The organism is Streptomyces sp. 3214.6 (genome assembly GCF_900129855.1).
Classification (GTDB): Bacteria; Actinomycetota; Actinomycetes; order Streptomycetales; family Streptomycetaceae; genus Streptomyces; species Streptomyces soliscabiei.
Genome location: NZ_LT670819.1, coordinates 1,211,997 through 1,238,889 on the forward strand (window position 1 = coordinate 1,211,997; position 26,893 = coordinate 1,238,889).

At 72.7% G+C, this 26,893-nt stretch carries 24 protein-coding genes; 12 read left to right on the forward strand and 12 right to left on the reverse strand.

Going from position 1 to position 26,893, the window contains the following annotated elements; all coding sequences use genetic code 11:
* Window positions 1–26: 26 nt before the first annotated feature.
* From B5557_RS05430 to B5557_RS05455, 6 genes are read left to right on the forward strand one after another with little or no spacing between them, the layout of a single operon-like run.
* Window positions 27–782, forward strand: a complete 756-nt coding sequence (locus B5557_RS05430; protein WP_079658042.1) for an SDR family NAD(P)-dependent oxidoreductase — start codon at window positions 27–29, stop codon at window positions 780–782.
* A 1-nt stretch (window position 783) separates the two neighbouring features.
* Window positions 784–1,563: an enoyl-CoA hydratase/isomerase family protein gene (locus B5557_RS05435; RefSeq protein ID WP_079658043.1), complete on the forward strand. Its 780-nt coding sequence runs from the start codon at window positions 784–786 to the stop codon at window positions 1,561–1,563.
* A 46-nt stretch (window positions 1,564–1,609) separates the two neighbouring features.
* Window positions 1,610–2,764, forward strand: coding sequence for a CaiB/BaiF CoA transferase family protein (locus tag B5557_RS05440; RefSeq protein ID WP_079658044.1), 1,155 nt, complete (start codon window positions 1,610–1,612; stop codon window positions 2,762–2,764).
* 31 nt (window positions 2,765–2,795) lie between these two features.
* The gene (locus B5557_RS05445; RefSeq protein WP_079658045.1) at window positions 2,796–3,707 is read left to right on the forward strand and encodes an SDR family NAD(P)-dependent oxidoreductase; all 912 of its coding nucleotides are present in this window, start codon (window positions 2,796–2,798) and stop codon (window positions 3,705–3,707) included.
* Entirely contained in the window at window positions 3,704–4,222 is a 519-nt protein-coding gene (locus tag B5557_RS05450) for a DoxX family protein (protein ID WP_079658046.1), read from the forward strand. Before B5557_RS05445 ends, B5557_RS05450 begins: the two co-directional genes overlap by 4 nt.
* A 17-nt stretch (window positions 4,223–4,239) precedes the next feature.
* Window positions 4,240–5,397: an acyl-CoA dehydrogenase family protein gene (locus B5557_RS05455; RefSeq protein WP_079658047.1), complete on the forward strand. Its 1,158-nt coding sequence runs from the start codon at window positions 4,240–4,242 to the stop codon at window positions 5,395–5,397.
* 425 nt (window positions 5,398–5,822) lie between these two features.
* Here the strand turns inward: B5557_RS05455 and B5557_RS05465 are convergent, their stop codons facing one another.
* Genes B5557_RS05465 through B5557_RS05495 form a run of 7 tightly spaced genes read right to left on the reverse strand, consistent with a single transcriptional unit; the run spans window position 5,823 to window position 12,765 of the window.
* Window positions 5,823–6,938, reverse strand: coding sequence for an acyl-CoA dehydrogenase family protein (locus tag B5557_RS05465; RefSeq protein WP_079658048.1), 1,116 nt, complete (start codon window positions 6,936–6,938; stop codon window positions 5,823–5,825).
* On the reverse strand, window positions 6,935–8,170 hold the full coding sequence (locus tag B5557_RS05470) for an acyl-CoA dehydrogenase family protein (protein WP_079658049.1): 1,236 nt from the start codon (window positions 8,168–8,170) through the stop codon (window positions 6,935–6,937). Before B5557_RS05470 ends, B5557_RS05465 begins: the two co-directional genes overlap by 4 nt.
* Window positions 8,171–8,189: 19 nt before the next feature.
* Window positions 8,190–9,338, reverse strand: a complete 1,149-nt coding sequence (locus tag B5557_RS05475) for a thiolase family protein (RefSeq protein ID WP_079658050.1) — start codon at window positions 9,336–9,338, stop codon at window positions 8,190–8,192.
* The gene (locus B5557_RS05480; RefSeq protein ID WP_079658051.1) at window positions 9,335–9,796 is read right to left on the reverse strand and encodes a Zn-ribbon domain-containing OB-fold protein; all 462 of its coding nucleotides are present in this window, start codon (window positions 9,794–9,796) and stop codon (window positions 9,335–9,337) included. Before B5557_RS05480 ends, B5557_RS05475 begins: the two co-directional genes overlap by 4 nt.
* Before the next feature lies 1 nt (window position 9,797).
* A complete protein-coding gene (locus B5557_RS05485) occupies window positions 9,798–10,709 on the reverse strand; it encodes an SDR family oxidoreductase (protein WP_079658052.1) in 912 nt (303 codons plus the stop codon).
* Between the two features lie 2 nt (window positions 10,710–10,711).
* Entirely contained in the window at window positions 10,712–11,443 is a 732-nt protein-coding gene (locus B5557_RS05490) for a hypothetical protein (protein ID WP_079658053.1), read from the reverse strand.
* The gene (locus B5557_RS05495) at window positions 11,443–12,765 is read right to left on the reverse strand and encodes a phenylacetate--CoA ligase family protein (protein ID WP_079658054.1); all 1,323 of its coding nucleotides are present in this window, start codon (window positions 12,763–12,765) and stop codon (window positions 11,443–11,445) included. The genes B5557_RS05490 and B5557_RS05495 overlap by 1 nt, the downstream gene beginning before the upstream one ends.
* A 149-nt stretch (window positions 12,766–12,914) precedes the next feature.
* Here B5557_RS05495 and B5557_RS05500 point away from each other — a divergent pair, with 149 nt between their 5' ends.
* The 4 genes from B5557_RS05500 to B5557_RS05515 are packed head-to-tail and all read left to right on the forward strand — an operon-like array spanning window position 12,915 to window position 17,940.
* The gene (locus tag B5557_RS05500; protein ID WP_079658055.1) at window positions 12,915–13,994 is read left to right on the forward strand and encodes an amidohydrolase family protein; all 1,080 of its coding nucleotides are present in this window, start codon (window positions 12,915–12,917) and stop codon (window positions 13,992–13,994) included.
* Window positions 13,995–14,016: 22 nt separating this feature from the next.
* Window positions 14,017–16,437, forward strand: coding sequence for a bifunctional acetate--CoA ligase family protein/GNAT family N-acetyltransferase (locus tag B5557_RS05505; RefSeq protein ID WP_079658056.1), 2,421 nt, complete (start codon window positions 14,017–14,019; stop codon window positions 16,435–16,437).
* Window positions 16,434–17,408 (forward strand): LLM class flavin-dependent oxidoreductase, encoded by a 975-nt coding sequence (locus B5557_RS05510; RefSeq protein ID WP_079658057.1) that lies wholly within the window; start codon window positions 16,434–16,436, stop codon window positions 17,406–17,408. Before B5557_RS05505 ends, B5557_RS05510 begins: the two co-directional genes overlap by 4 nt.
* Before the next feature lie 13 nt (window positions 17,409–17,421).
* On the forward strand, window positions 17,422–17,940 hold the full coding sequence (locus B5557_RS05515) for a PaaI family thioesterase (RefSeq protein WP_231976265.1): 519 nt from the start codon (window positions 17,422–17,424) through the stop codon (window positions 17,938–17,940).
* Here B5557_RS05515 and B5557_RS05520 read toward each other — a convergent pair.
* The gene (locus B5557_RS05520; protein WP_079658058.1) at window positions 17,934–19,085 is read right to left on the reverse strand and encodes an acyl-CoA dehydrogenase family protein; all 1,152 of its coding nucleotides are present in this window, start codon (window positions 19,083–19,085) and stop codon (window positions 17,934–17,936) included. The two genes, B5557_RS05515 and B5557_RS05520, sit on opposite strands and share 7 nt — an antisense overlap.
* A 331-nt stretch (window positions 19,086–19,416) precedes the next feature.
* Here B5557_RS05520 and B5557_RS46125 point away from each other — a divergent pair, with 331 nt between their 5' ends.
* Together B5557_RS46125 and B5557_RS05530 are read left to right on the forward strand one after the other, a co-directional pair.
* Window positions 19,417–19,713 (forward strand): hypothetical protein, encoded by a 297-nt coding sequence (locus B5557_RS46125; RefSeq protein ID WP_443031384.1) that lies wholly within the window; start codon window positions 19,417–19,419, stop codon window positions 19,711–19,713.
* 99 nt (window positions 19,714–19,812) lie between these two features.
* On the forward strand, window positions 19,813–22,584 hold the full coding sequence (locus B5557_RS05530; RefSeq protein ID WP_143688142.1) for a BTAD domain-containing putative transcriptional regulator: 2,772 nt from the start codon (window positions 19,813–19,815) through the stop codon (window positions 22,582–22,584).
* A 107-nt stretch (window positions 22,585–22,691) separates the two neighbouring features.
* Here the strand turns inward: B5557_RS05530 and B5557_RS45645 are convergent, their stop codons facing one another.
* From B5557_RS45645 to B5557_RS05550, 4 genes are read right to left on the reverse strand one after another with little or no spacing between them, the layout of a single operon-like run.
* Window positions 22,692–23,978, reverse strand: coding sequence for an NADase-type glycan-binding domain-containing protein (locus B5557_RS45645; protein WP_079658061.1), 1,287 nt, complete (start codon window positions 23,976–23,978; stop codon window positions 22,692–22,694).
* On the reverse strand, window positions 23,975–24,532 hold the full coding sequence (locus B5557_RS05540; protein ID WP_079658062.1) for a phage tail protein: 558 nt from the start codon (window positions 24,530–24,532) through the stop codon (window positions 23,975–23,977). Before B5557_RS05540 ends, B5557_RS45645 begins: the two co-directional genes overlap by 4 nt.
* Complete coding sequence (locus B5557_RS05545) at window positions 24,533–26,479, reverse strand: putative baseplate assembly protein (RefSeq protein ID WP_079658063.1); 1,947 nt, start codon at window positions 26,477–26,479, stop codon at window positions 24,533–24,535.
* Window positions 26,476–26,889: a GPW/gp25 family protein gene (locus tag B5557_RS05550; RefSeq protein ID WP_079658064.1), complete on the reverse strand. Its 414-nt coding sequence runs from the start codon at window positions 26,887–26,889 to the stop codon at window positions 26,476–26,478. Before B5557_RS05550 ends, B5557_RS05545 begins: the two co-directional genes overlap by 4 nt.
* Window positions 26,890–26,893: the final 4 nt, after the last annotated feature.

A 26,893-nucleotide genomic window follows, 5' to 3' on the forward strand; every position in this document is an offset into this window, starting at 1 on the left:
TTCCAGTGCCGGGCGAGGGAGGACGCGTGAGCGTACGGGACAGGGTGGCGCTCGTCACCGGAGCGGGGCGCGGCATCGGCGAGGCGATCGCCGACCGGCTCGCCGCCCAGGGAGCCGCGGTCGCCGTCTGCGACCTGGACCCGGCGGCCGCGGAGAAGGTAGCGGCACAGCTCACGGAGCGGTACGCGGTGCGCGCCACCGGAGTCGGCGCGGACATCTCCGACAGCGCGGCCGTCCACGCGGCCGTGGAGCGCGTGACGGCCGCACTCGGCCCGGTGGACGTGCTGGTCAACAACGCCGCGGTGGACGTCGTCGGCCGGTTCGTCGACAGCGACGAGGCGACCTGGGACCGGATCATCGCCGTCAATCTGCGCGGCACGATCACGATGACCCGGGCGGTGCTCGACTCGATGATCGAACGGGGCGGCGGCCGGATCGTCCACATCGCCTCCGACGCCGGCCGGGTCGGCTCCTCCGGCGAGGTCGTGTACTCCGCGACGAAGGGCGGCGTCATCGCCTTCGGCAAGGCCCTGGCCCGCGAGGTCGCCCGGCATGCCGTCACCGTGAACACCGTCTGCCCCGGGCCGACCGACACCGCGCTGCTCGGCCAGGTCGCCGACTACAGCCAGAAGATGTACGACGCGACCGTGCGGGCCATCCCGCTGCGTCGCGTCGCCCGGCCCGCCGAGATCGCCGGCGTGGTTGCCTTCCTCGCGTCCGACGACGCCGCCTACATGACCGGGCAGACGCTCTCGGTCAGCGGCGGCCTGACGATGGTGTGAGGTGAGCACCGTGCTGCGCGTCGAACTCCGCGACGGACTCGCCGTGTTGACCCTGGACCGGCCCGAGCGGCTCAACGCCGTCGGCTCCGACACCGTACGGCGACTGACCCGGGCGCTGAACGACGTCCGCGACGACGACGAGGTCCGCGCCCTGGTGCTGACCGGCGCGGGCCGGGCCTTCTGCGCCGGCGCCGACCTCGGTGAGATCGAGTCGTTCACGACGCCCGGACAGTTCCGTGCGTTCGTGGGAGGCCTGACCGACGCGTACGCGCTCCTGGAGGACTTTCCCAAGCCCTCGGTCGCCGCCGTCCACGGGTTCGCCTTCGGCGGCGGTCTGGAGCTGGCGCTCGCCTGCGACCTGCGGGTGGTGGAGCGCGGCGCGCGGCTCGGGCTGCCCGAGATGAAGCTGGGCGTCCTGCCGGGCGCGGGCGGCACCCAGCGGCTCCCGCGTCTGCTGCCGCCGGCGATCGCCAAGCAGATGATCCTCACCGGCGAACCGATCGACGCGGAGCGCGCCTGGCAGCTCGGTCTCGTCAACGAACTGGCCGAGCCCGGCGGTGTGCTCGCCGCCGCCGAGAAGCTGGCCGGCGCTCTGACGGCCGGGGCGCCGCTCGCGCTCGCGGCGGGCAAGCGGCTGATCGACTACGGGCGCGGCATGGACCTGGAGGCGGCGATCGCGTACGAGCGCGAGACCGTGTCGGTGCTGTTCACCACCGAGGACCGCAAGGAAGGTCTCAAGGCCTTCCGTGAGCGCCGGCCGGGAGAGTTCCGCGGCAGGTAGGCCGCGCACATCAGCATCCGCGTCACTTTTCAACCGGAGGTGGGCCGTGCGGCCGCTGGAAGGCATTTCTGTCGTCGAGTTGGGCATGTGGGTGGCGGCACCGGCCGCGGCCACCATGCTCGCGGACTGGGGTGCGGACGTGGTGAAGGTGGAGGCGCCGACCGGCGACCCGAACCGGTACACGCTCCGGCACGTCGGCCAGGACATCGACAGCGCGCCCCCGTTCGAGACCGACAACCGGGGCAAGCGCGGGATCGTCCTCGACCTGAGGTCGAAGGAGGGCAAGGACGCACTGGAGCGGCTGCTGGAACGCGCCGACGTGTTCGTCACCAACCTGCGCCCCGGCGCGTTGGAGCGGCTCGGGCTGGCCCCGGACGAGCTGCGGGACCGCCATCCCCGCCTGGTCGTCGGCACGCTGACGGGCTACGGCTGGACGGGCGCCGAGCGCGACCGGGCCGGCTACGACGTCTCCGCGTTCTGGGCCCGGCCCGGCATCGCCGCCATGCTCAACCCGGCCGGTGAGCCACCGCCCGGCATCCGGCCGGGACTCGGCGACCGCACGGCCGCCGCCAACCTGGTGGCGGGCGTGCTGGCCGCGCTGCTGCGCCGCGCACTCACCGGCGAGGGCGGCGTGGTGGACGTGTCGCTGCTGCGGTCCGGGACCTACGCCAACGGCAACGACCTCGCCCTGCAGAACTTCTTCGGCAAGCGCGGCCGTACCCGCCACCGCACCGAGCACGAGTCCCCGCTCTACAACTGCTACCGGGCCGCCGACGACCGCTGGTTCTGGCTCGTCGGCCTGGAGGGCAACCGGCACTGGCCCGGCGTCGTCAAGGCGCTCGGCCGCCCGGACCTGGAGACGGACGAGCGGTTCGCGACGGGCAAGGCCCGGCGGGGCCATGTACGGGAACTGATCGCCGAGTTCGACGGGGAGTTCGCGCGGCGGCCGCTGGCGGAGTGGGCGGCGCGGTTCGACGCCGAAGGCGTGTGGTGGGCGCCCGTGCAGACCCTGGCGGAGGTGGCCGCCGACCCTCAGGCGCAGGCCGTCGGGGCGTTCGTCGAGCAGCCCGGCATGGGCGACGCGCCGCCGCTCAGGACGGTGGCGACTCCGGTGAGCTTCTGGGGAGTCGACGAAAAGCCCCGGGCCGGCGCGCCGACGCTGGGCGAGCACACCGACGACGTACTGCGCGAACTCGACTGACCTGCATCATCCGCTGCTTTGGAGGTAACGCGTGGGCATCCTGGACGACAAGGTCGCCATTGTGACCGGTGGCGGCAGAGGGCTGGGCCGGGCGCACTGTCTGGCGCTCGCCGAGGCCGGCGCGACCGTGGTGGTGAACGACCTCGGCGCGGGCGTGCACGGCGAGCAGACCGGGGACTCCCCCGCCGACGACGTGGTCGCGGAGATCACCAAGCTGGGCGGCCGGGCGATCGCCAACCACGCGTCGGTCACCGACTGGGCGGCCACGGAGACGATGGTGGCGGACACGGTCGCGGACTTCGGCCGACTGGACGTCATCGTCAACAACGCGGGCATCGTGCGCGACCGCATGCTGTTCTCGATGACCGAGGCCGAGTTCGACGCGGTGATCGCGGTGCATCTGAAGGGCACCTTCGCCCTCACCCGGCACGCCTGCGCGTACTGGCGTGAGGCGTCGAAGCGGGGTGAGCGCGTCGCCGGCCGTGTCATCAACACGACGTCCGGGACGGGCCTGTTCGGCAACCAGGGCCAGTCCAACTACGGTGCCGCGAAGGCCGGGATCGCCGGGCTCACCGTCCTCACCGCGCTGGAAATGCGCAAGTACGGTGTCACCGCGAACGCCGTCTCGCCGATCGCGGCCACCCGGATGACGGACGGCCTGGACGTCGGCACCTCCCTCCAGGCCGTCGACGACTTCGACCCGCGCGACCCCGCCAACGCCTCCGGTGTCGTCGTCTACCTGGCCTCCGACAGCGCGGCCTGGCTGACCGGCCAGGTCCTGCGCATCGAGGGCAACCGGCTGAACCGGCTCCAGGGCTGGACCGTCACCGGCGTCCACCCCAGCGAGTCCGGCAAGGCCCTCACCTACGACGAACTCGTCGACGCCGTACCGCGGTTGTACGGCGTCGCCCCGGCGGGCCGGGCCACCGGAGCGGGCCAGTGAAGGGCCCGGGACACGACGTCGCGGCCCTCGTACTGCGTGCCACGCTCGGCCCGATGCTGTTCGTGCACGGCTGGAACAAGGTCGCCGGGCCGGGTGGGCTGGGGGGCACGACGGGCTGGTTCGAGGCGCTCGGGCTGAAGCCCGCCGAGGTGCACGCCCGGATGGCGGCGGGCACGGAGATGGCCGCGGGCGTGGGCATCGCGCTGGGCGTCGCCAACCCGCTGCCGGCGGCGGCGACCGTCGGACTCATGGCCGTGGCCGCCCGCACCGACCACCGCGGCAAGGGCTTCTTCGTCTTCAAGGGCGGCTGGGAGTACGCCGGTGTGGTGGGCGGGGCCGCCGTGGCCCTGGCCGCGCTGGGCAACGGCCGGTACTCCCTCGACGGGCTGCTGAACCGCCGGCCTTCCGGCGCCGGGCCCGCGGTGCTGGCCGCCGGGGTGGGTGCGGCGAGCGCGGCGGCGTTGCTCGCGGCCTGCTACCGGCCCGACGAGAAGCCGGACACGACAGATCAGTGAACGACACAGGAGGCGACATGGACGCGGAGGACTTCGCAACGGTGCTGTCCGAGGTTCGGCGCTTCGTCCGGGAACGCGTCGTGCCGCTGGAGGCGGAGATCGACGAGAAGGACGAGATGCCGGCGGACATTCGCGAGGCGGCGAAGAAGATGGGGCTCTTCGGCTTCGCACTGCCCGAGGAGTACGGCGGGCTCGGGCTGTCGATGTACGAAGAGGCCCGGGTCATGTTCGAGCTGGGCTACACGACCCCGTCCCTGCGCTCGATGTTCGGTACGAACAACGGCATCGCCGGACACGTCCTGATGGTCGGCGGCACCGAGGAGCAGAAGGCCCACTGGCTGCCGCGGATCGCGTCCGGTGAGGTGCTGGCGTCCTTCGCGCTGACCGAGCCGGACGCGGGATCGGACCCCTCGACGCTCACCACCCGCGCCCACCTGGAGGGCGAGGAGTGGGTGATCAACGGAGCGAAGCGGTACATCACCAACGCGCCGCTCGCCGACGTCTTCATGGTGTTCGCCCGCACCGACCCCGACGCCCCGCGCACCCGCGGCATCTCGACCTTCCTGGTCCAGGCCGGCACCCCGGGCCTGACCGTGGCGCCCAGGGACCACAAGATGGGCCAGTTCGGCGCCTGGACGGCGGACGTGTACTTCGACGACGTACGCGTGCCGGCCTCCGCCCTCGTCGGCGGCGAGGAGGGCCTGAACCGCGGGTTCGCCACGGCGATGGGCTGTATCGCGCACGGCCGGGTGCATATCTCGTCCCTGTGCGTGGGCATGGCCGAACGCCTCGTCGACGAGTCGGTGGACTACGCCCGCACCCGCCGCCAGTCCGGCCGGCTCATCGGCTCCTTCCAGCTCGTCCAGGGTCTGATCGCCGACTCGATGACCGACTACTACGCCGGCCGCGCCACCGTCCTGGAGGCCGCCCGCGCGTTCGACGCCGGGACGGACACCAAGATCGGCCCGTCCTGCGCGAAGTACTTCGCCAGCGAGATGGTATGGCGGGTCGCGGACCGCGCGGTGCAGATCCACGGCGGCGCGGGCTATATGCGCGGGGTCGCCGTCGAGCGCTTCTACCGTGACGCCCGGCTGTTCCGCATCTACGAGGGCACCAGCCAGATCCAGCAGGTCATCATCGCCAAGGCGCTGCTGGGCGAGGCGGCCCGCGGCTGAAGAAGGGCGGCGACCTCGGTCGCCGCCCTCACCTGATCGGACGAGCCGACGGGTGCTGGACAGCACCGCGTGGCTGGTGTCGAAGAGCACGCCGAGGACCTGAAGAGGCGTTCCGTGCCAGACACCGTGGCCGTCCGGAAGGAGCATGGCCGGCGTGGCCCGAAACCGCCGTCTGATCCTGAGCTCGCCGTCCGAAGTCTGGAGCCTGCCGGCCGACGGTCCTCGCTACGGGGAGTGGGTGACCGGAACGCAGCGGGTCCTCGCCGCCGACCCGCACTGGCCGCAGGTGGGCGCCCGTCTGCGGGTCCGCGTCGGCATGGGCCGCCTCACCCTCGACGACACCTGCGTCGTCCGCATCTGCGAGCCGCGGACGCGCCTGGAACTGGAGGCACCCGGATCGCCGTACGCGAGCACGCCGAGCACGGTCAGATCCCGAGCCGGTCCAGCAGCCGCTCGTGGTAGACCGCCGGGCCTCCGAACAGCAGCTGGGACGACTTGGCCCTGCGGAAGTACAGGTGGGCCGGATGCTCCCAGGTGAAGCCGATGCCGCCGTGGACCTGGATGTTCTCCATCGCCGCGACCATGTACGCCCGTGAGCAGCACGCGTGTGCCACGACCGCGGCGACCGGGAAGTCCGGCGCGTCCTCGGCGGCCAGCCGCGCCGCCTCACGGGAGGACGCCTCGGCCAGCTCCACCTGGACGAGCAGGTCGGCGCACTTGTGCTTGACGGCCTGGAAGGAGCCGATCGGCCGGCCGAACTGGTGTCGGGTGCGGGCGTACTCCGCGCTCATCTCCAGACACCGGCGTGCCCCGCCCGACTGTTCGGCGGCCAGGGCGACCGAGGCCACGTCCAGGACGCGGGCCATGATGCGTCCACCGGCCCCGTCCGTGCCGACGAGGGTCGCGGGCACGGTGTCGAACGTCAGCCGGGCCATGGCCCGCGTGGCGTCCAGGGTCCGAAGCGGTTCGGCCGACAGTCCCGTCGCCGACCGGTCGACGGCGAACAACGACGGACCGGCGACGGTGCGGGCGACGACCAGGACCAGATCCGCGGTCGTGCCGTCGACGACGAAGCACTTGCGGCCGCTCAGCTTCCAGCCGCCGTCCCCGCCCGGCAGGGCGCGCACGGTGATCAGCGCGGGGTCCCAGGTGCCGTCGTCCTCGGCGACGGCGAGAGTGGCCGTGGTGCGCCCGTCCGCGATGCCGGGCAGATGGCGCGCGCAGGCCTCGCCGTCGCCCGAGGCCAGCAGGGCCTGGGCCGCGAGGACGACGGTGGCGAAGAATGGCGCGCACAGCAGGGCACGGCCCATCTCCTCCATGACGACGCCGAGTTCGACGAGGCCGAAGCCGTCACCGCCGTACTCCTCCGGGATCGTCAGGCCCGGCAGGCGCAGTTGGTGGGCTGCCTGGGCCCACACCGCGGCGTCGAAGCGCGGCTCGCTCTCCATGAGCTTGCGTACGGCCTCCTCGGGCGACTTCGCTTCCATGAAGTCCCTTACTGCTGCGCGAAGTTCCCTCAGTTCGGCTTCGTCGGCGCTCATGCGCGTGCCTCCTTCGGCAGGCCCAGGACCCGTTCCGCGAGGATGTTCTTCATGATCTCCTCGGTGCCGCCGAGGATGCGCAACGCCGGTGTGGCCAGGAGGAGTTCGGACCAGGCGTAGGTGCCCCACCGGCCGGTGTCGGCGATGATGCGAGGGCCGAGGCACTCGGAGACGAAGTGAGCGGCGCGGGTGAGGTTCTGGGCGTACATCAGCTTGGCGACGGACCTTTCGGGGCCGGGGGCGATGCCGGCTTGCAGGGTGCGCCGGGCACGGTCGTTGAGATAGCCGGTGGCCATGGCGTCCACCAGGAGTTCGGCGAGGCGTGCGCGCAAGGCGCGGTCGTCCCAGGTCCAGGTGGCGCGCATGAGCGCCGAGAGGTGGTCGGGGGACAGGGCGGCGGCCACCGGGCCCGCGCCCTCGGAGCCGACCGTGTCGCGCTCGTTCATCAGGGTGGTCAGGGCGACCGTCCAGCCGCCGTCGACCTCGCCGAGGCGGTGGTCGTCGGGGATGCGGACGTCGGTGAGGAAGACCTCGTTGAAGTCGGCGCCGCCGGTCATCTGACGCAGTGGCCGCACCTCGACGCCGGGGGCGTCAAGGGGGACCAGGAAGGCCGTGATGCCGCGGTGCTTGGGCGCGTCGGGGTTCGTGCGGGTCAGCGCGAGACCGATCTCGCTGTGCTGGGCGACCGACGTCCACACCTTCTGCCCGTTCAGCACCCAGTCGTCGCCCGCACGGACGGCCCGGGTCGCCACGCTCGCCAGGTCGGATCCGGCGCCGGGCTCGCTGAACAGCTGGCAGGCGACGGCGTCCCCGCGGTACATCGCGGGCAGCCAGCGTTCCCTGATGTGGGGCTGGGCGTGGGCGAGGATCGTCGGCCCGATCATGCCTAGGCCGACGACCGCGAGCACGCCGGTGTCGGGGACGTCGTACTCGGACTCGACGGCGTCGTAGAGCAGATCGTGGACCGGGGTCAGGCCCCGGCCGCCGTACTCGGGCGGGCCGGTGATCCACCCGAAGCCGTTCTCGTGGCGGATTCGCTGCCACGCGCGGGCCCGTCGCACCTGCTCCGCCTCCGCCTCGGGCGGGAGGCTGCTGAAGTACGCCATCGAGTCGTCGCCCTCACCCCAGGTGACGGCGGCACGGTCGGGGGCCTTCGTCGCATGGGCGTCGAGGAAGCGGCGCACCTCGGCGGCGAAGTCCTGCATGTCGTGCGTTTCGTGTGGCAAGGCCATTACGGGGTCCCCTGTGAGGTCAGGTCGACAGGATCGTCACCGCCGACGCGCCCGGCGCGCCGTACAGGTGGGTGTAGCCGACGCGGGGGGTGCCGGGGATCTGCCGGGTCCCGGCCGTGCCGCGCAGTTGGAGGACGATCTCGTGGATCTGGCGCAGTCCGGACGCGCCGATGGGTTCGCCGTTGCCGAGCAGGCCGCCGTCGGTGTTGACCGGGAGCCGACCGCCGATCTCGGTGGCGCCCTCGGCGATCAGACGCTCCTGTTCGCCGTCCTTGCAGAGGCCGTTCTCGGCCATGTGGATGATCTCCGACCCGGCGTCGGTGTCCTGGAGCTGCGCGACGTCGACATCCTCGGGACCGATGCCCGCGAGCTCGTACGCCGCGCGGGAGGCGTCCACGGTCGGACTCTGGACGGGCTCCCCCACCGGGAACGACGGGCTCTGCACCTCGAAGGCGCCGAGCCTGCGGCTGCGCAGCGCGGTGGAACGGACCCGCACCGGCCTTCCGGTGTACTTGTGGGCCTGGTCGGCACGGCACAGGACGATCGCCGCCGCGCCCTCGTCCGGGCCGCAGTACATGAACTGTCGCAGCGGGTGGTTGAGGACCGGGGAGGCGAGGACCTCCTCCGGCGTCAGGGGAGTTCGGCGCCAGGCCTTGTCGTTTCCGGCCGCGTTGCGGAAGTTCTTTGAGGCCACGCGGGCGAGCGTCTCGTGGGAGATGCCGTGGTCGTGCATATAACGGTTGATCTTCATACCGAAGAAGTGGGTGGTGAGGAAAAGCCCGGTCTGCCCGTACCAGGAGGGGATGCCGGCCACGGACGGGTCGGCGGCGAAGGCGCCGCGCGGGTGCTTGTCGAGGCCGATCGCGACGGTCAGGTCGTGCTCGCCGGTCTCGACGGCGCGGGCGGCCAGGGCGACGGCCGTGCCGGCCGTGGCACAGCCGTTGAACACTCCGCGCAGCGGCACTCCGGTCAGGCCGAGCCGTCCCACGATGGCGTCCGGGTTGGCGACCTCGTAGCTGCCGATGTAACCACCTTGGATCTGCGGCCAGTTGACGCCCGCGTCGGCGAGCGCGAGGCGCATCGCGTCCGCGCCCATGTCCAGTGCCGGCTTTCCGGGGAACCGGCCGAAGGGGTGGAGTCCCACGCCGATGATGACGGCCTCGGTCACGGTGTCTCCTCATCGGCCGGGGTGAACGCGAAGGTGACGACCTCGGTGCCGTCGTCCCGCACGGTGTAGGGCACGAGCGTCAGCCGCATGGGCTGCCCGATGCGCAGCTTGTGCGGGTCGGGTTCGGTGAGGCGGGCCTCGACCAGCAGCTCGCCGGGAAGTTCGACATAGCCGACCGCGTAGGGCTCGAAGGCCTCGGGCCCGTCGTAGGGCGGGGACGGCGGGCGGAAGTCCTGGGTGGTGTACGTCCACAGCGTTCCGCGGTCCGCGAGCAGGCGTTCCCTCGACTCCGTGCTCGCGCACCGCACGCAGTCGGGGGCGGCCGGGAAGCTCACCAGGCCGCAGTCGGCGCACTCGGAGCCGATGAGCCGGAGCGGGTTCTCGGCGCCGGGCGGCCAGGTGAACAGGCCCTCGGCGACGGGCCGTCGGTTCGTCGTCGGCTCATGTGTCGTCGTCATCTCATGCCCCGTTCCGGTTGCCGAGGGCGTCGGCGTTCGGTGCTGCCTTGGCCACCAGGTTCGGGACGACGCAGGACAGTTCCTCCGGTGTCCATCGGGACTCGGCGCTCGCGCCCGGGCCGTTGACCCAGCCCTCCAGTACGGTGATCCGGTTGCCGACGACGCCGAACACGCGGCCGGTGACCTCCCGAGACGCCGCCGAACCCAGCCACACCACGAGCGGTGAGATGGCCTCCGGGGTGAGGTCCTGGCTCTGCGCGGCCTGCCGCATCATCTCGATGTCCTCGGTGAGCCGGGTGAGCGCGGTGGGCGCGATGGCGTTGACGGTCACGCCGTAGCGGGCGAGTTCGGCGGCGGCGACGAGGGTGAGGCTTGCGATGCCGGCCTTGGCGGAGCCGTAGTTGGACTGGCCCGGGTTGCCGAAGATGCCGGACGGGGAGGTCGTGTTGATCACCCGGGCGTCGTTGGCGTGACCGGCCTTGGCGCGCTCGCGCCAGTACGCGGCGGCATGGTGCAGGGTCGCGAAGCTGCCCTTGAGGTGGACGGCGAGCACGCTGTCCCAGTCCTGCTCGGTCATCGACACGATCATCCGGTCACGCAGGATGCCGGCGTTGTTGACCAGCACGTCCAGGCCGCCGTAGGCGTCCACGGCCTGCTGGACGAGGCGGCTCGCGCCGTCCCAGGCGGAGATGTCGTCCGTGTTGGCCACGGCGGTGCCGCCCGCCGCGACGATCTCGTCCACCACGGCCTGGGCGGGCCCGGTCGAGGCGCCCCCGCCGTCGCGCCCGCCGCCCAGGTCGTTGACCACGACCTTCGCGCCGTGGGCGGCGAACGCCAGGGCGTGGGCCCGGCCGATGCCGTTGCCGGCTCCGGTGACGACCACGACACGGCCGTCGACCACTCCTTCGGACATCCTCAGCTCCTCGATGACAGTGGCCGGTCGGCCACGGAGAACAGCACCCGCGGGTCCTCGCTGCCGCAGGCGCACCGGCCGACGGCGACGCGGCCGGGGACGCCGAGCGGGGTCTCGGGCAGGAGGGACGTACGCTGCTCCCCCGCCGCCACGAACAACTCCCCGTCGTGCTCACCGACGCGCCATGCGGCGGGGTTGACGTGCGCGCCGCTCCGCTCGGGGCATTCCAGGGCGAGCGCCGGTCCCAGGGGCGAGAACAGGCAGGCGGGCACGCCCGCCGCGCGCAGTGCCGGCACGGCGGCGGGCCGGGCCAGCACGACCGACGTCGGCCGGAACATCTCGCCGATGTCGGCGGACCCGGAGAGCCCCTCCAGGGTCTCGGCGGACAGGCCGATCACGGCGTGCGGGCGAAGTTCGCGGTGGAAGACCGAGGTGCGGCGGTGGTCCCAGCCCATCGCCTCGGCGATGCCGTACGTCACCTTCAGCGCGCGCAGGGCACCGATCGCGGCGTGTCCCCAGAAGCCCTCGAAGCCGGACATGGTCAGCAGCGCCCGCTGTCCCGCGGCGAGGCCGTGCTCCCGCAGCCGGGCGGTGACCCATTCGGTGTCCCCGGCGAGTTCGGTCCAGGTGAGTTCCGTCTCCCGCGGACCGTCGGCGGCGGGGAAGCGCACGAGGTAGGCGAGTTCGGGACGGTCGAGTTCTCCGGCGCGGGCCAGGGTGTCGGCGCGGGTCATCAGTGCTTCACCACGCGGGGGAACTTGGCGACGCTGGTGATGGTCTTCAACAGGTCCTCCTCGGTGCGCATGTCGAGGACCGGTGTGACGCCGGTCCGCATGTGCACGGCCTCGCCCAGCCGGCCGGCCAGGGCGTCGACGTCGCCGGTGAGTGCGGGGTCGTAGCCGACGCGTAGGCGCAGTTCGTCGACCTCGCGGCGGTCGCGGACGATCTGGAAGACGCCCGCCACTGTCTCCGGCTGGTCCTCCACCGCCTGCCAGATGTCCCGCAGCACCACGGAGCGCCCCTGGACGAGGGTCTCGTCGCCGCGCCGTCCCGCCACCCACATCCGGGCGTGGGTGCGGCCGCAGCCGCAGGTCTCGCCGGACAGCCGGACGAGGTCCTCGCTGCGGTAGCGGATCAGTGGTGCGGCACGGTTGTCGAGGTCGGTGGCGACCAGCTCACCGAGGTCGCCCTCGGGGACGTCACGCCAGCCGTCCTCCCCGACCTCCACGCACTCCGCGAAGACGGTGTCCTCCCAGAGGTGGAAGCCGTCGTGCTCGCGGCACTCCCACGCGGTTCCGGTGTCGGCGGCGCTGGTGTATTCGTAGACGTCGATGCCCCAGTCGTCGCGGATCCGCTCGCGCATCCTGCGGCTGAGGGGCTGCCCGGCGCAGGAGGCGCCCTTGAGGGAGGAGAAGGCCTCCTTCAGGTCCGTCTTCTCGGCCAGGTGCTCCAGCTCCACCATCTGCGGATACATCATCTGCAGATAGGCCGGCCGGTAGGTGCGCAGGGCCTCGACGACCTCGTGCATCCTGCCCATCCAGGTGTCGACCTCGATGACCACGGCGCCGAGGGCCTGGTAGCCGGGGTCCATGAGGTTGCGGAAGGTGCCGGGCGGGCTCAGCACCCGGTCCCCGGGCCGCAGCCCGAGCTCCCACAGGTCCCGCACCTGCGCGGTCACCAGGGGCGGGGCGTCCTGCCAGATCTCGGCGAAGAACTCCGGGTCGCCGGTGGTGCCCGAGCTGGAGGAGACGGAGGTCAGCTCCTCGCCCGGCACACAGAGCAGCCCGCCGAAGGGGTCGCCCGTGCGGGCCCGGTAGGCGCGCACCAGGTCCTTGGTGACGAACGGCACGCGCGCCCGGAAGTCCGCCAGGGACCGGATGTCGCGCGGGTGTGCCCCGTGCTCGTCCCAGAGTTCGCGGTAGAAGGCAGAGTTGGCGTAGGCGTACTCGACGAGCTCCAGGATCCGTTCCTCCTGCCGCGCCCGCAGTTGCTCGCGGGGCATGGTCTCCACCTGGGGCTCGAAGTACCTGTCAGCGGTGTCCCTGTCACCCACCATGGCGCCTCCTCGCGGCTCGGTGCCCAGATCTTCCAGCTATCAGCGCAATCAGTCAACCAATTAGACGCTTTCGGTCCCGGTCTTCCATTCGGTCCGCCATACAACTAAAATCGCTAACTGAATTACATCCATTGGCCCGAAGGAGCGTCATGTCGAAGATCTGGGTCAACTCGGGGGACTCCCACGTGATGGAACCCGCCGACGTGTGGACCGAGAGGCTCCCCGCACGGCTCGGCGCTCGCGCCCCGCGCAGCGAGCGCGGCGAGAAGTACGAGATGCTCTACATCGACGGGGAGCGCATCGACCGCCAGCTCGGCGACTTCATGGACGCGATGCGCCCGCCGGGCGCCTGGGACCTGAACGTCCGTCTCAAGGACCTCGACCAGGAGGGCGTGTGGTCCCAACTAGCCTTCCCCTCGATGGGGTTCTGGCTGGTGTCGATCACCGACCGGGAGCTCGCCCGGGAGACCGTACGGGCCTGGAACGACTGGGCGCACGAGGAGATCCTCCGCAAGAACAAGCGCGTGATCACCACCGCCTGCGTGTCGACCGCCGACGTCGGCGACGCGGTCGCCGAGCTGGAGCGGGCGGCTGAGCTGGGCTTCAAGGCGGTCTTCCTGCCGTGCTCCACACGGGAGGGCGAGGAGTACGCCCTCGACCGCTGGGAGCCGCTGTGGACCGCGGCCGAGCGGGCGGGCATGGTGCTCGGCTTCCACATCGGCACGGGCGGTCAGAACGTCGTCTTCCGCGGGCCCGGCGGCGCGGTCGTCAACTACATGGAGACGACCTACCCCGGTATGCGCGTCGTGTCCCACATGGTCGCGGGCGGTGCCCTCGACCGTCACCCGGACCTGAGGATCCTGATCGCGGAGGGCGGCGCGGGCTGGGTGCCGGCCATCGGCGACCGCATGGACGAGGCGTACCGCCAACACGGCATGTTCGTCCGGCCGAAGCTGAGCCGGCTGCCCAGCGAGATCATCCGGCAGCAGGTGTACGCGTCCTTCCAGCACGACAAGAGCTCGGTGGAGATCGTCGAGTCGACCGGATACCGCAACGTCATGTGGGGCGACGACTACCCCCACCTGGAGGGCACCTACGGCCACACCCAGGCCACCCTCCACGACCTGTTCGACGGCGTGCCGGACGATGTGCGCGAGCGCGTCACGCGCGGCACCTTCAACGAGCTCTTCGACCTGCCCGAGCAGACTCCCCAGGAGGCGGCCGTCTGAGCGGCAGCGAGGCGAACCGGCGGTGACCACTCCCCCGTACCCCGAGGATCTGGAGCGGCCCGGGCTCGTCAGGACCGGGCGGTCGACGTTCGTCAGGCCGATCCGGCCCGAGGACGCCGACCGTCTGGTCGCGTTCGTCGGCGGTCTGTCCCGGGCCACCCTCGCCTACCGCTCCCTCGGCCCGGTGGTCCGCGCCCGCGACGACGTCATCCGGCGCGGCGCGCACGTGGACTACCTCAACGAGCTGGCGCTCGTCGCCCTGGCCTGCGACGAGATCGCCGGCCTGGTCCGCTACGTCCGCGACCCGCGGGATCCGGAGCACGCCGAGGTCACCTTCACCATCCGGGACGACCACCAGAGCGAGGGGTTCGGCAGGCTGCTCCTCGAGCACATCGCCGCCGCCGCCCGTGCGCGCGGCATCCGGGTGCTGGAGGCCGACGTCCTCGCCGACAACACCCGGATGATCAACGTCTTCCTGGGTTCCGGCTACCGGATCGAGGCCGGGCCGCCGGGCCAGATCATCCACTTCGAGATCGCCGTCGACCCGCAGGCCCTCGCCGTGGCCCGGGCCGAGCGCCGCGAGCACACCGCCGTACGGCGCTCCCTGCGGCCCCTGCTCGAACCGCGGTCGGTCGCCGTGATCGGGGCGAACCGCAGCCCGCTGACCATCGGCCACGAGATCGTGGCCAACCTGCTGCGGGGCGGCTTCGGCGGCCACGTGTTCCCGGTCAACCCGCGGGCCGAGCGGATCGCCGGCGTGGCCGCGTACCCGAGCGTCCATGACCTCCCCGAACCACCCGACCTGGCGCTGGTGGCCGTACGCGCCGAGGCCGTGCCCGATGCCGTACGAGAGTGTGCCGAGGCCGGCGTCAAGGCGGTGGTCGTCGTCTCCACGGGCTTCGGCGAGACCGGAGCCGAGGGCCGGGCGAGCGAACTGGAGCTGGCCCGGTTCGCCCGGGCTTCCGGGATGCGGATGGTGGGGCCCAACTGCATGGGGGTGATCAACACGAGCCCGGCGGCGCGGCTGGCCGCGACGTTCTCGCCCGCACTGCCGACGCCCGGCCGGGTGGCGATGTCCAGCCAGTCGGGGCCGCTGGGGCTCGCGGTGCTCGATTTCGCCCGGCGGCTGCGGCTCGGCTTCTCCGGCTTCGTGTCGGTGGGTCACGCCGTGGACGTGTCCACCAACGACCTGCTCCAGTGGTGGGAGGAGGATCCGGGGACGTCGGTGATCCTGCTGCATGTCGAGACCTTCGGCAATCCGCGCCGGTTCGCCCGGGTGGCCCGCCGGATCGCCCCGCGCAAACCGATCGTCGCGGTCCACCCGGGACTCGCGGACCCGGCGGTGAGTTCGCTGTTCGCCCAGTCGGGCGTGATCCGCACCCGCAGTCTCCAGGAGCTGTTCGACGTGGCTCTGCTGCTGGCCCATCAGCCGCCCCCGCCCGGCGACCGGGTCGCCGTGATCACCAACGCGGGCGGGCCCGCGGCGCTGACGGTCGGGGCGTGCGCGGCGAGCGGTCTGTGCGTGCCCGCGCTCGGTGAGCGCACCCGGCAGACGCTCCGGTCGGCCCTCGCTCCCCGGGCCGACGTCTCCAACCCGGTCGACCTCACCCCCACGGCCACCGCCGCCCACTACCGGCAGGCGCTGGACACGGTCCTGGCCGACGACGGCATCGACGCCGCCATCGTCCTGTTCATGCCGCCGCTGGCCGACAAGCCCGACGAGGTCGCGTCGGCGATCCTGGACGCGGCCGCGGCCCGGCCCGAGAAACCGGTGGTGGCCAGTTTCCTGGGCGGCGCGGGCGTCGCCGAACTCCTGCACCGGGGTGACCTGGTCGTCCCGACGTACACGTTCCCCGAAGCGGCGGCCGGCTCGCTCGGGCACGCGGCGGCCTATCAAGCCTGGCGCAGCACCCCCGCGGGCGTCATACCGGATCTCGCCGGAGTCGACACCGAGCGCGCCCGGTCACTGGTCGCCGCCTGTGGCCCCGGCGCCGTTCCCCCGGCGGTCGCCGCCGGGTTGCTGGCCGCGTACGGGATCGCCGTACGGGACGCCGGAGGGGGGCCGGGCCCGGACGCGTTCCTCTCCGTCAGCGCCGACCCGGTGTTCGGCCCGGTCGTCTCCTTCGGGCTGACCGGGGACTACGCCGACCTCATGGCGGACGTCGCGCACCGCGTCACTCCGCTGAGCGACCGCGACGCCCGCGAGATGGTCCGCTCGCTGCGGGCGACCCCCCTGCTGGAGCGGCGGGGTGTGGAGTTCGCGGCCCTCGAGGAGACCGTGCTGCGGATCTCGGCGATGGTCGAGGACCTCCCCGAGATCGAAACCCTGGAACTGCGCCCGGTACGGCTGCTGCCGCCCGGCGGCGGGGTGGCCGTCGCGCACGCGACGATCCGGCTGGCGCACGACACCACTGCAGGCACCCTGAGAGGCGGCCCCACATGAAGGTGGGCATCTACTTCGACCTGCGCAACCCGCCGCCCTGGCGGCAGAGTTGGGCGCGCCTGTACGGCTTCGCCCTGGAGATGTGCGAGGAGGCGGACCGGCTGGGCATCGACTCGGTCTGGTTCTCCGAACACCACGGCTTCGAGGACGGCTACCTCCCCCAGCCGCTCACCATGGCGGCCGCCGCCGCGGCCCGCACCCGCCGGGTGCGCCTGGGCACCGCGGTCGTCCCCGCACCGCTGCACGCGGCACCCGAGATCGCCGAGCAGGCCGCGATCGTGGACATCATCAGCGACGGCCGCCTCGACCTCGGTCTCGGCACCGGCTACCGGGTCCCCGAGTACCGCCTGTACGGAGCCGACCTCGCCAGGCGCTACACCACGACCGATCAACGGGTGCGGGAGATCCGCGGTCTGTGGGCCGAATCGCTGGTCACCCCCGGCCCGGTCCAGGACCCGCTGCCGATCTGGCTCGGCTACCAGGGCCCGCAGGGCGCCCGGCGGGCCGGCCGGCTCGGCACCGGGTTGCTGTCGCTGAACCCGGCGCTGCTGACGCCGTACCGGGAAGGGCTCGTCGAGAGCGGGTACGACGCGTCGGCGGCCCGGATGCAGGGCTCGTTCACGACGTTCGTCACCGAGGACCCCGAGGGCGACTGGCCGGTGGTGCGCAGGCATCTGCGGTACCAGTGGGACACCTACCGCCGGTACCTGGTGGAGGGGACCGACCAGCCGGTCCCCCGTCCCATCGATCCGGAGAAGTGGCGCAGGACCGGGCTGTCCGCGAGCGGTGTCGGCCAGTTCCTGTACGGCACCCCGCAGGACACCGCCGAGGCCGTCAAGGCGTACGTGGCAGGGTTGCCGGTGGAGGGGGTGTTCCTGTGGGCCTCGCTCGCCGGGATGCCCGAGGAGATGGTGGCCCGTCAGGTCCAGCTGATCGCCGGGAAGCTGCGCCCGCTGCTTGCCGATGTCTGACACGAGGAGGCACATGATGTCCACGACGCCACCGACGGGCCCCTGGGCCGGGGCGGACTTCCAGGAGCCGCCCCGGACCCCCGGTGGGGTGGCCCTGTGCGGGGCGTGCCGCGCGGCCGCCTCCTGTCGGCTGGGAGTGCGGCGCGAGCAGCTCGACGAGGACGGGTCGGCGCGGTTCGAGCTGTCCTGCCCGCGTGACCAGGAGGGCGGTCCCGATGTCGCGCACGGCGGCTGGACGGCCGCTGTGCTGGACGACTGCCTCGGCCATCTGCCGCTGTTGCACCGGGTGTTGAGCGTGACGGCGGAACTGAGCGTGAGCTTCGTCAAGCCGGTGCCGGTGGAACGCCCGTTGGAGGTCCGGGCCTGGGTGGAGAAGCGGGAGGGCAGGCGCTGGTACATCGCGGGCGAGATGGTGCTCCTGCCGGGCCGGGCCGTGCTGGCCCGGGTCTCCGGGATCTGGGTCACCCGGGACCGGGGCCACTTCGCCCGCCACCAGGAGTGGCTGGCCGGACAGGACGGCGAGGCTCAGTAGGAGCGCAGGCCCATGCTGCGGGCGATGCCGTTGCGCTGGATCTGGCTCGTCCCCCCGGAGATCGTGGCCACGATCGACTCCCGGTAGCGGAAGCTCATCACGCTCTCCGTGGAGAAGCCGTGTCCCGCGAGGACCTGCATCCCGAGCCGGGCGGCGGCGACGTAGGTCTCCGAGCCCTTCAGCTTCGCCATCGAGCCCTCGCGGGTGCAGGGCTTGCCCTGGGCGAGCAGCCAGGCCGCGCGGTGGGCGAGCAGCCGGGCGGAGTCGATCTCGGTCTGCAGGTCGGCCATGGCGTGGGCGAGCGCCTGGAAGTTCCCGATCGGGCGGCCGAAGGCGTGCCGGGTGCGGGCGTACTCCAGCATCTCGTCCAAGGTGGCCTGCGCCGCCCCCAGGTATCCGCCGCTGATGATCACCTTCTCCAGCTCGATGTTGGAGAGCATGACCTTCCACCCCTCGTCCCGCGGACCGACGAGGTTCTCCTTCGGCACCAGGGCTTCGTGGAAGAAGATTTCGTTGGTGCCCAGGATGTGCCGGGCCAGCGTCGGCGTCCGCCGGACCTCGACGCCGTCCGTCGCGGGATCGACGAGCAGGAGGCTGATGCCGCCGTGCTTGGGCTCGCGGGGCCCGGTGCGCACATAGGTCGCGATGGTGGTGTCGGGCAGTCCGCCGCCGGTGCACCATGCCTTCTGACCGCGGACGACGAAGTGGCCGCCGTGATCCTCTGCGGTGGTGCGCAGCGCCGCGGCGTCGGACCCGCTGTCCGGCTCGCTGAGGCCGACGGCGAGCCGGTGGCGGCCGGTCATGACCTGCTCGCGGATGAAGTCGCGCTGCGCCTCGCTGCCCCAGCGGAACACCGTGATGGCGGGGATGAGCACCCCGATGTAGCACATGGCGACGTCGAAGCTGGCCCGCCCCAACTCCTCGGCGATCAGGATGAGTTCGAGCGGTCCCCCGCCGTCGCCGCCCTCCTCCTCGCTGAACGGCAGGGAGAACCACCCCAGATCCGCCATGCCCCGGAACAGCTCGGGCGGTACGACGCCCTCCTCGTCCCATCGCTTGGCCTTCTCGGCCGGGCACACGTCGGCGACGAACTGCCGTGCCGTCGCGCGCAACAGGTCCTGCTCGTCGGTCAGCCCGAAGTCCACGGCCGCTCCTCGCGCTACTGGGTATTTATCTATCTAATTATTCTATGTTAGCGGATAGAGGGGGGCGGCGACAGTGCTCCCCGGCCGGGACTCCCCTGGCCGAAGAAGGCATTGGCACGACCCGACCCGGCCCGCCCCGAACGGGACGGCGAGGTCAGCGTCGCACCGCGGACACGCTTCCGCTGGTACAGGCGGGCCGCCTCGACCCGGCGCCGGACCCGCCAGGCTCGAGGTCTCCCTCGACGTCAGCGTTCCGCAGATCGGCGCGCCCGAGGTGTGGAAGTCGGGCTACGACGGCGAGGGCGTGAAGGTCGCCGTCCTGGACACGGGCGTGGACGCCGGGCACCCGGATCTGGCGGGCAGGATCGCGAATGCGAAGAGTTTCGTACCGGACGACTACGCGGTCAAGCCGGAGATCACCGTCCCGGGCGTGAGCATCACGGCGGCCCGCGCCTTGAGGGGCGCGCCGCCCAGCGGAACCGGGTGCAGCCGTGGCCGCCACGGCAGTTCCGCGCCGCCGTCCGTACTGAAACGGCACTCTCTTTGGCATCGGCCGTTTCCGGGCGCTCCGGATGAGGAAAAGCACGAAAATGACACCCCACGGCCACGCAAGTCCTACGCCCCATAACCTGCCGGACTTTGTGGCACTAAAGACCAGCACAAAAGAAGAAAAAGTCGAAACGGGACATCCCTGTCAGAGCATCCGGGAACAGCGGAGATGAGACATATGACGAGTCTTTTACCGGCTCAGCAGTGGACCGCGTTCCGGATACCGGTCTCCGAGGCCATGTCCCGGGGCCGGCTGACCGAGCAGCTCGCCCACGGCTCGTTGGGCCTGGTGATCGCCCCGCCCGGCTTCGGCAAGACCGCGCTGTTGGCGCAGGCGGCCGAGGCGCATCCGGGTCCGGTGACGTGGTATCAGGCCCGGTCCGACGCCGACGAGCGGGAGTTGCTCACCACGCTCGGGTATCCGGCAGACGCGCTGGCGGGCTCCGCCTGGCCGCCCGGCGCGGGCCGGCAGGTGTCGCGGCGCCGAGATGCCGGGGACGGCGGCCCCGCCGGGCGACTCGTCGTCATCGATGACATGCACCTGCTCTCACCGGCCGTGCGGGCGCTCGCGGTCCGGCTCGGCCAACTGGCGCCGCCCCACCCCCGGGTGCTGATCGGGACGCGCCCCGCCCCGGGGCTGTCGGCGGCCGCGCTGGAGGCGTCGGGCGCGACGGTGGTAAACGCCGACACCCTGCGTTTCCGCTCCTGGGAGGTCGAGCACCTGTTCCCGTACCTGTACGACACGGCGCTGCGCCCCGGGATCGCGCTGCCCCTCGTCCGGGCCACCGGCGGCAGGGCCGCGACGCTGAGACTGTTCGCCAGAGCCGTGGCGGCCCGCACCGACACGGGGCAGGAGCGGATCCTGGCCGACGGGATGTTCGGCCGCGAATACCTGGAGCGGGAGGTGCTCGCCCCACTCCCCGGCCGTCTCGGACGGTTCCTGACGGAGACCTGCCTGCTGGGCCGGCTCACCGCCGACGCCTGCCGCGCGCTGACCGGCCGCCCCGACAGCGCCGAGATGCTGTGGTCCCTGGCCCACGAACACGGAGTCCTGCGCGCCGACCCGGACGGACGGACGTACGGCGCCGAGCCCCTGCTCCGCGAGTGTCTGCGCGCGCGGCTCACCGGCACACTGACCGACGTCGAACTGACCCGGCTGCGCGCCCGGGCCGCTGCCTGCGCCGCCGCGGGCGATCATGAAGATCGTCAGGACCCGCCGCCGTCGGCGGTGCGCCGTCGCCTCGGATCCGCCGACTGGCCCGACCCGCTGCGCATCGTCGTCGCGGGCGGCCCGGACATCTACCTCGGCCGCTCCGCCGGACGCGTCGCCCAGGACGGTTCCGGCAGCTCCGCCGCCCTCCTCGTCCAGGGCATCGCCGCCGCCCTGACCGGCGACAGCACGGCCGGCGCCACCGTGCGCCGGGCCCTGGCGGAGGCGACGGACGATGCCCCGGTCGCGCTGTCCGGGCAACTGGTCCGGGTGGCGCTGGCCGTGCTGGCCGGGGGTCCGGCCAGGCCGGTCCCCTACCCGGAACTCCAGCGGATCGCGTACGACGCCGAACGGCTGGACCTGCTGTGGCTGAGCCGGGCCGCCCGGTGCCTGCTGGGCCTGGGGCCGCACCCCGAGGACGCCGGCCAGCCGGTCGTCGTGCTGGAGGAGTGCACCCGGCTCGGCGACGCCGAAGGCGCGGCGCTCGCCGCGTCGGCCGTGTGCCTGCGCTCGGTGCGCACCGGACGCCCCGGCATCGGCGAGTTGGAGGACGTCGTACGACGGTTCCGGGCGCTGGGCTGGGGCACGCTGGAGGCGTGGGGCCGGGCCGCCCTGGCCGTGGTGGAGGTCGCGCACGATCTGCCGGACGCCGGGCAGCGCGCCGCCCAGGCGGAGGCGTTCGCCCGGTCGGCGGGTGTCACGGGCGCCCGTGCGCTGGCCATGGGGGCGATGGCGCTGGCGGCGCCTGACGCGGCGAGCCGGGCCGAGTTGCAGGAGGCCGCCTGGTCGACGGCCCGGTCCGCGCGACTGCCGGTGGCCGGGCTGCGTTCCTGGCTCACCGCGCTCGCGGCCCCCACCGGACAGCCCCCCGCCGGACAGCCCCCTGCCGGGCAGGCCCCGACCGGCCCGCTCGGGGACGGCGGAGCCGCAACGGGCAGGGCCAGAGCCGGCGGGCAGCACACCACCGCGTCCGGACGCGTCCTCGCGGCACGGTCGGCGCCGGGCCTGACGGTGCGTTGCCTCGGCGGCTTCGAGTTCACCCTGGCCGGGCGCGAGCACGACTGGGCGAAGCTGCGCCCCAGGGCACAGGCGGTGCTGCGGCTCCTCGCGGTACACGCCGGCCAGGCCGTCCACCGTGACCATCTGCTGCTCGCGTTCTGGGACGGGGTGACGACACCCTCCACGCTGCACAACCTCCAGGTGACGGTCTCCAGTCTGCGTTCCTTCCTGGAACCGGAACGTCCCCGGGGCGGTTCCCGGCTCATCGCGCGGCAGGGCGACTCCTACCGGCTGGTGCTGGCGCCCGGTGATGTGAGCGACGTCGCGGCGTTCGAGCGTGCGGTGCGCGACGGCCGACGAGCCCGGGCGCAGAAGCGGTCGGAGGAGGCGGCGGACGCGTTCCGCATCGCTCTGGACCACTACGCGGGCGAACTGCTGCCCGAGGACGGGCACGCCGAGTGGGTGGCCGGCCACCGGGAACGGCTGCGCCGGGAAGCGGCGGGCGCGGCCGTGGCCCTGGCCGAGATACGTCTCGCCCAGAGCCGGCCCGTGGACGCCGTGGAGGCGGCCGAACGCTGCCTCGAGATCGACGGGCACCGCGACGCCGCGTGGCGGGCCCTGATTCGGGCGTGCGACGCCGCGGGGCTCGCGGCCGACGGCGCGCGGGCCCGGAAGGGCTACTCGGCGATGCTGGCCTCCCTGGGGATCCCGCCGTCGGGGGGGCTGTCCCATCCGATGTAGCGGCGGGCGCCGGGGCGCGCGGCCGCCGTATCCCCTGCTCCGGGGCGCGCCGCGGGCGGGACGCCACCACCGGGGGGCACCCTGGCGCCGGGCGTCCCGAACCGATGTCATCGGCGGCCGAAGAACTCGACCTCCAGGATCGCCGTGTGCCGGTTCTTCCCCTCGGCTCCGTAACTGGACCGGACGATGAACCGCACCGTACTGACGTTCTTCCCTTCGAGGTCCAGCGTCTGCGGCCCCGGCTTGTCCTCCAGCTTGAGCTGCTTCTTGTGCACCGCGCCGCCCGGTTCGCCCAGTTCGACGTCGAGGACGGACGGCCTGGCCTGCTTGAGGAACTCGTCCTTGTTGACCGAGATCCCGGTCTGGATGATGAGTGTCGTGAGCGTGACGGGCTGTTCGAAGCGTGCCTGAACCTCCTCACCCGTGCCCGCGCCGGCCTGTGTCGGCGCCCAGTAGGTGTTGTTGGCCCCGTCGAACGCCAGGTTCGGCCCGTGGTCCTTGAGGTGACTGGACCCCTCCGCGAACTTCGGATTGACAGGGGTGGGTTTGGCCGTCCGGTCGCGGAGGTTGTCGATGAGGCTGCTCAGGTGGGGCCGGGCGAGGTAGCCGCCGCCGAGCAGGACGACCAGCGTGATCGGGATCGCGAGGCTCGGCCGTCGCCATGCCCGGCCCGCAGGACGCTGTCCGGCCGCGAGCCGACGAGGCGGGCGGCGGCGGAGCCGACGCCGCAGTCGCGCCCACCACGAGAGCCGTTCCTCCGCCGCCACAGTCGCGGTGAGCACGGCGCCGCAGCGCAGACACAGGGTGCGGGTACGGGGGTTGGCCTGTGCGCATGCCGGACAGACCAGATCATGGACCGGGGTCCGGGGGTGGGGGGCGGTCTCGGGGGCGTCCCGCGTGTCCGGCTCCGCGGGCAGGTCGTCCGGGTCCGCCGACCGCTCACCGGGCCGCCGCACGGTGCCGGACGCCCCGGATTCCGACGTCGGCTGCGCCTGGGGCTGTGTGGCAGCGGGCGTCGAGGTCTGCGGCCGGGGCAGGGCGGAAGCGGTCCGGGCGGTCGTCGGCTCCGGCGCGGGACCGGCGGTGACCGCTCCCTGGACGGACGGCCCGGCACCGGACGCGTCCGCTGCCACGGGGCCCTGCGCCACCGACCCCTGCGCCACCGACCCCTGCGCCACGGAACCCTGCGCCACGGAACCCTGCGCCGCCGGGCCGGAGACGGCGGGCCCGGCGACCGCGGCACGGGGCGCCGTTGCCGTGCCCTGACCGCCGTCTTCGGAGCCGGCGCCGCTCTGCTCCCAGTCCAGGAAGGCGTTGCAGGACGCGCAGAACGCCGCGCCCCGCGCGTTGTGGTGGCCGCAGTCCGGGCAGATCAGCCCGCCGGGGCCGCTCATGACGCGTCCGCGAGGGGCAGCAGTTCGGTGTCGTATCCGACGTGCGCCGGCACCTCACCGGCCACCAGCCGCCGTAGCCGCTCCGCGCCTGCCGCGTCCGGGTCGGCCACCCGCACCCGTACGCTCACCCGGGGCGGCGCACCGGCCGGTCCGGGCAGGGGGCTGTGCGCCGTCTCGGACCACGACGTTCCACCGGTCTCCTCGATCTCCGCCTCCGTGCCGAACTCCAGCCGTACGGCTTCGTCGAGTCCGCCTCTCGTGCCTCGTCTGCGGTGCCGTTCCACCGCCCCGAGGACCGCGGCCCGGCGTTGTCCGGCCGGCCGGTCGGCGGCGGGGCCCACGGCCACCCATTCGCCCAGCCACGCCAGGAAGTCCTCCGGGGCGGTTCGCGGGTCGAGATGGGCGGGGAGGTTGTCGATGGTGAGCAGCACCGGCGCCAGTACGTCGTCCAGCGCCGCGAGGAACCGCTGGATGAAGTCCTCTCCCAGGTAGACGGCCGGGAGTTGGTAGATGAGTGGATGAGGCGTGGGCAGTCCCGCGACCGCTGCGCGCATTCAGGCCTCCCGCATTCGGAGTTGGTGCTCGTAGGAAAAGACGAGGGCGTGCGGGTCGAGCACGATCCTGGTGACCGGCTCGGCGCGCTGCCCGGTCACCGGGTCGGCCGGGAAGAGCCTGACGTCCTCGACGAGGTCGACGCCCGGCACCCGTTGCAGGACGGCGTACACCTCTCCGGCGTGGATCGGCCGCCCGAACGGCCAGCCCTGCCCGCTCGGTCCTCCGGTGATCGGGTTGAAGTACCCGTACAAGGCGGCCAGCGCCGCGGTGCGGACCGGGTCGGCGGCCGCACCGGGGGCCGCCAGGACGGACGCCACGACGGTGACGCCCTGGTAGTAGGGCGGCTCGACCACCAGCCGGGTGCCGATGGGACGGCGCTGGTCCAGATAGTCGGCGAGGGCCCGCAGCGTCTCCCGGGGCGGCACCAGGTCGTCGAAGTGCAGCCGTCCCTGGTCGTCGCTGCGCACGGCCGGCACCAGAAGCAGCCGCACACCGCCCTCCTCGCCCTCCCCCGCGGGTACGCAGGCGACCCGCGCCGCGTCCGGGGCGACCTCCCGCGCCAGCACCTCGTAGTCGCGTGGGACGACCGCCCGGTACAGGGTGCTCAACGTCATGGGGCCGCGGACCTTGGCGCTCTCCACGCTCTCCCCGTCGACGCCGCCGACGGCGGCCCGCCGGTTCTCGGCGCGGGCGACGAACGGCAGCGAGGTGCGCAGCATCCGCAGCGTCCCCGCCGCGACGTTGCCGGGGCTGCCGCCGCCGGTCCGGTAGGCGCGGATCCGCACGGGGGCTCCCTTGGCCGGCACGGCGCCGTAGTAGCGGATCGTGCCGTCCGGCTCGCGAACCGCCGGACCGAAGTCGATCCGGCCGGAGTTCGGATCCAGCGTCAGATGCCGGTCGCCGGGTCCCGAGTGGGCGAAGTCGTCGACGCGGTGCCACAGCGACCAGTCCGAGCCGTCCGCCACCTCCACGACGAACGGCTCGTCGCCCGGCACGACGGGGGGCCGGGCGACGTGGAAGGACTGGCCGGGCACGCCCTCGGACAGCCCCAGGACCTCGTCCGTCACCGTTTCGGCGTGCACGGCCTCGACCGTCGCGCCGATGGTGAAGGCCTCGGCCTCGCGGATGGTCGGCGACTGCAGATAGGTGGGCTGGTCCGGCTCGGCGGAGACCAGTCGGCAGCGCACCCACCCCGCGGTCTGGCGCGCGATCGTGGACTCCGCGTGAGCGCCCGGCAGGTGCAGCACCACCTGGCCGGGGCGGTTGAAGCCGCCGGTCGTGTCCTCCTCGACGTCGCAGCGCGCCCACGCCTTGCCGTCCCACGCCTCCCAGCGCAGCGGCGGGCGGCGCGGGTCGACGCCGACGCCGTCCACCCGGCAGTCCAGACGCAGCACGACGACCCCGGCCCGGACGGGGTTGGTCAGGCCGACGTACAGGGCGTCGCCGGGGGCGGGCTCGGAGTCGAAGCAGGGCACGTCGCGGCCGAGGGCGAGTTCCTGCGTACGGTCGGTGGCTCCGCCTCCGGCGGGGCAGGTCGCCAGCCGGGCCAGTCCGCACGGCACGATCGGCAGGTCGCGGACGGTGGTGAACACCACCGCCTCCTCGGTCTCGGTGCGCACGGTGGCGACCTCGGTGCCGGCCTTGACCCGGACGTTCTCGGGCTGCGGCGCGGAGAGCCAGAACGTGACGTCCGTGCGGGCGGCGGTGGGCGGGTGCAGTCGGACGCCGATCAGGTCGAGGAAGGCCAGGTAGTTCTTCTCCGGCACGCGGTTGACGCGGTAGAGGAGCTGGTCGACCATCGTGGCGAACGCCTCGATCAGGGTCACACCCGGATCGGAGACGTTGTGGTCGCTCCACTCGGGGCAGCGCTGCTGGACGAATCTCTTGGCCTCGTCGACGAGTCCCTGGAACTTCCGGTCGTCGAGATGGGGGGAGGGCAGCGTCACGGACCCGTTCCTTCCTCGTGCGCGGGGATCACATAGAACGGGAACACGAGGTTGCGGGGGTCGTTCGTGCCCCGCACGGTGTAGCTGATGTCGATGTACAGCACGCCGTCCTCCACCGCGTCGAAACGGACGTCGATGCCCACGACCTCGATCCGCGGCTCCCAGCGGTCCAGGGCGAGCCGGATCTCGTAGGCGACCTGGCCGGCGGTGCTCGCGTCGGCGGGGGCGAACACGTAGTCGTGGATGGCGCAGCCGAACTCCGGCCGCATGGGTCGCTCCCCCGGCGAGGTGGCGAGCACGAGCCGGATCGATTCCTCGATCTCCCGCTCGCCGCGCACCAGGGCGATGCTGCCGGTGGCGTCGGTGCGCGGCGGGAACGCCCAGCCCGCGCCGACGAACTGCTGTCCCATCAGC

What these genes read in the sequence shown, in the direction of transcription:
- B5557_RS05455 (WP_079658047.1), top strand. Translation starts at nt 4,240, where the DNA reads ATGGACGCGGAGGACTTCGCAACGGTGCTGTCCGAGGTTCGGCGCTTC.
- B5557_RS05465 (WP_079658048.1), bottom strand. Translation starts at nt 6,938, where the DNA reads ATGAGCGCCGACGAAGCCGAACTGAGGGAACTTCGCGCAGCAGTAAGG.
- B5557_RS05470 (WP_079658049.1), bottom strand. Translation starts at nt 8,170, where the DNA reads ATGGCCTTGCCACACGAAACGCACGACATGCAGGACTTCGCCGCCGAG.
- B5557_RS05480 (WP_079658051.1), bottom strand. Translation starts at nt 9,796, where the DNA reads ATGACGACGACACATGAGCCGACGACGAACCGACGGCCCGTCGCCGAG.
- B5557_RS05485 (WP_079658052.1), bottom strand. Translation starts at nt 10,709, where the DNA reads ATGTCCGAAGGAGTGGTCGACGGCCGTGTCGTGGTCGTCACCGGAGCC.
- B5557_RS05490 (WP_079658053.1), bottom strand. Translation starts at nt 11,443, where the DNA reads ATGACCCGCGCCGACACCCTGGCCCGCGCCGGAGAACTCGACCGTCCC.
- B5557_RS05495 (WP_079658054.1), bottom strand. Translation starts at nt 12,765, where the DNA reads ATGGTGGGTGACAGGGACACCGCTGACAGGTACTTCGAGCCCCAGGTG.
- B5557_RS05500 (WP_079658055.1), top strand. Translation starts at nt 12,915, where the DNA reads ATGTCGAAGATCTGGGTCAACTCGGGGGACTCCCACGTGATGGAACCC.
- B5557_RS05510 (WP_079658057.1), top strand. Translation starts at nt 16,434, where the DNA reads ATGAAGGTGGGCATCTACTTCGACCTGCGCAACCCGCCGCCCTGGCGG.
- B5557_RS05515 (WP_231976265.1), top strand. Translation starts at nt 17,422, where the DNA reads ATGATGTCCACGACGCCACCGACGGGCCCCTGGGCCGGGGCGGACTTC.
- B5557_RS05530 (WP_143688142.1), top strand. Translation starts at nt 19,813, where the DNA reads ATGACGAGTCTTTTACCGGCTCAGCAGTGGACCGCGTTCCGGATACCG.
- B5557_RS45645 (WP_079658061.1), bottom strand. Translation starts at nt 23,978, where the DNA reads ATGAGCGGCCCCGGCGGGCTGATCTGCCCGGACTGCGGCCACCACAAC.
- B5557_RS05540 (WP_079658062.1), bottom strand. Translation starts at nt 24,532, where the DNA reads ATGCGCGCAGCGGTCGCGGGACTGCCCACGCCTCATCCACTCATCTAC.
- B5557_RS05550 (WP_079658064.1), bottom strand. Translation starts at nt 26,889, where the DNA reads ATGGGACAGCAGTTCGTCGGCGCGGGCTGGGCGTTCCCGCCGCGCACC.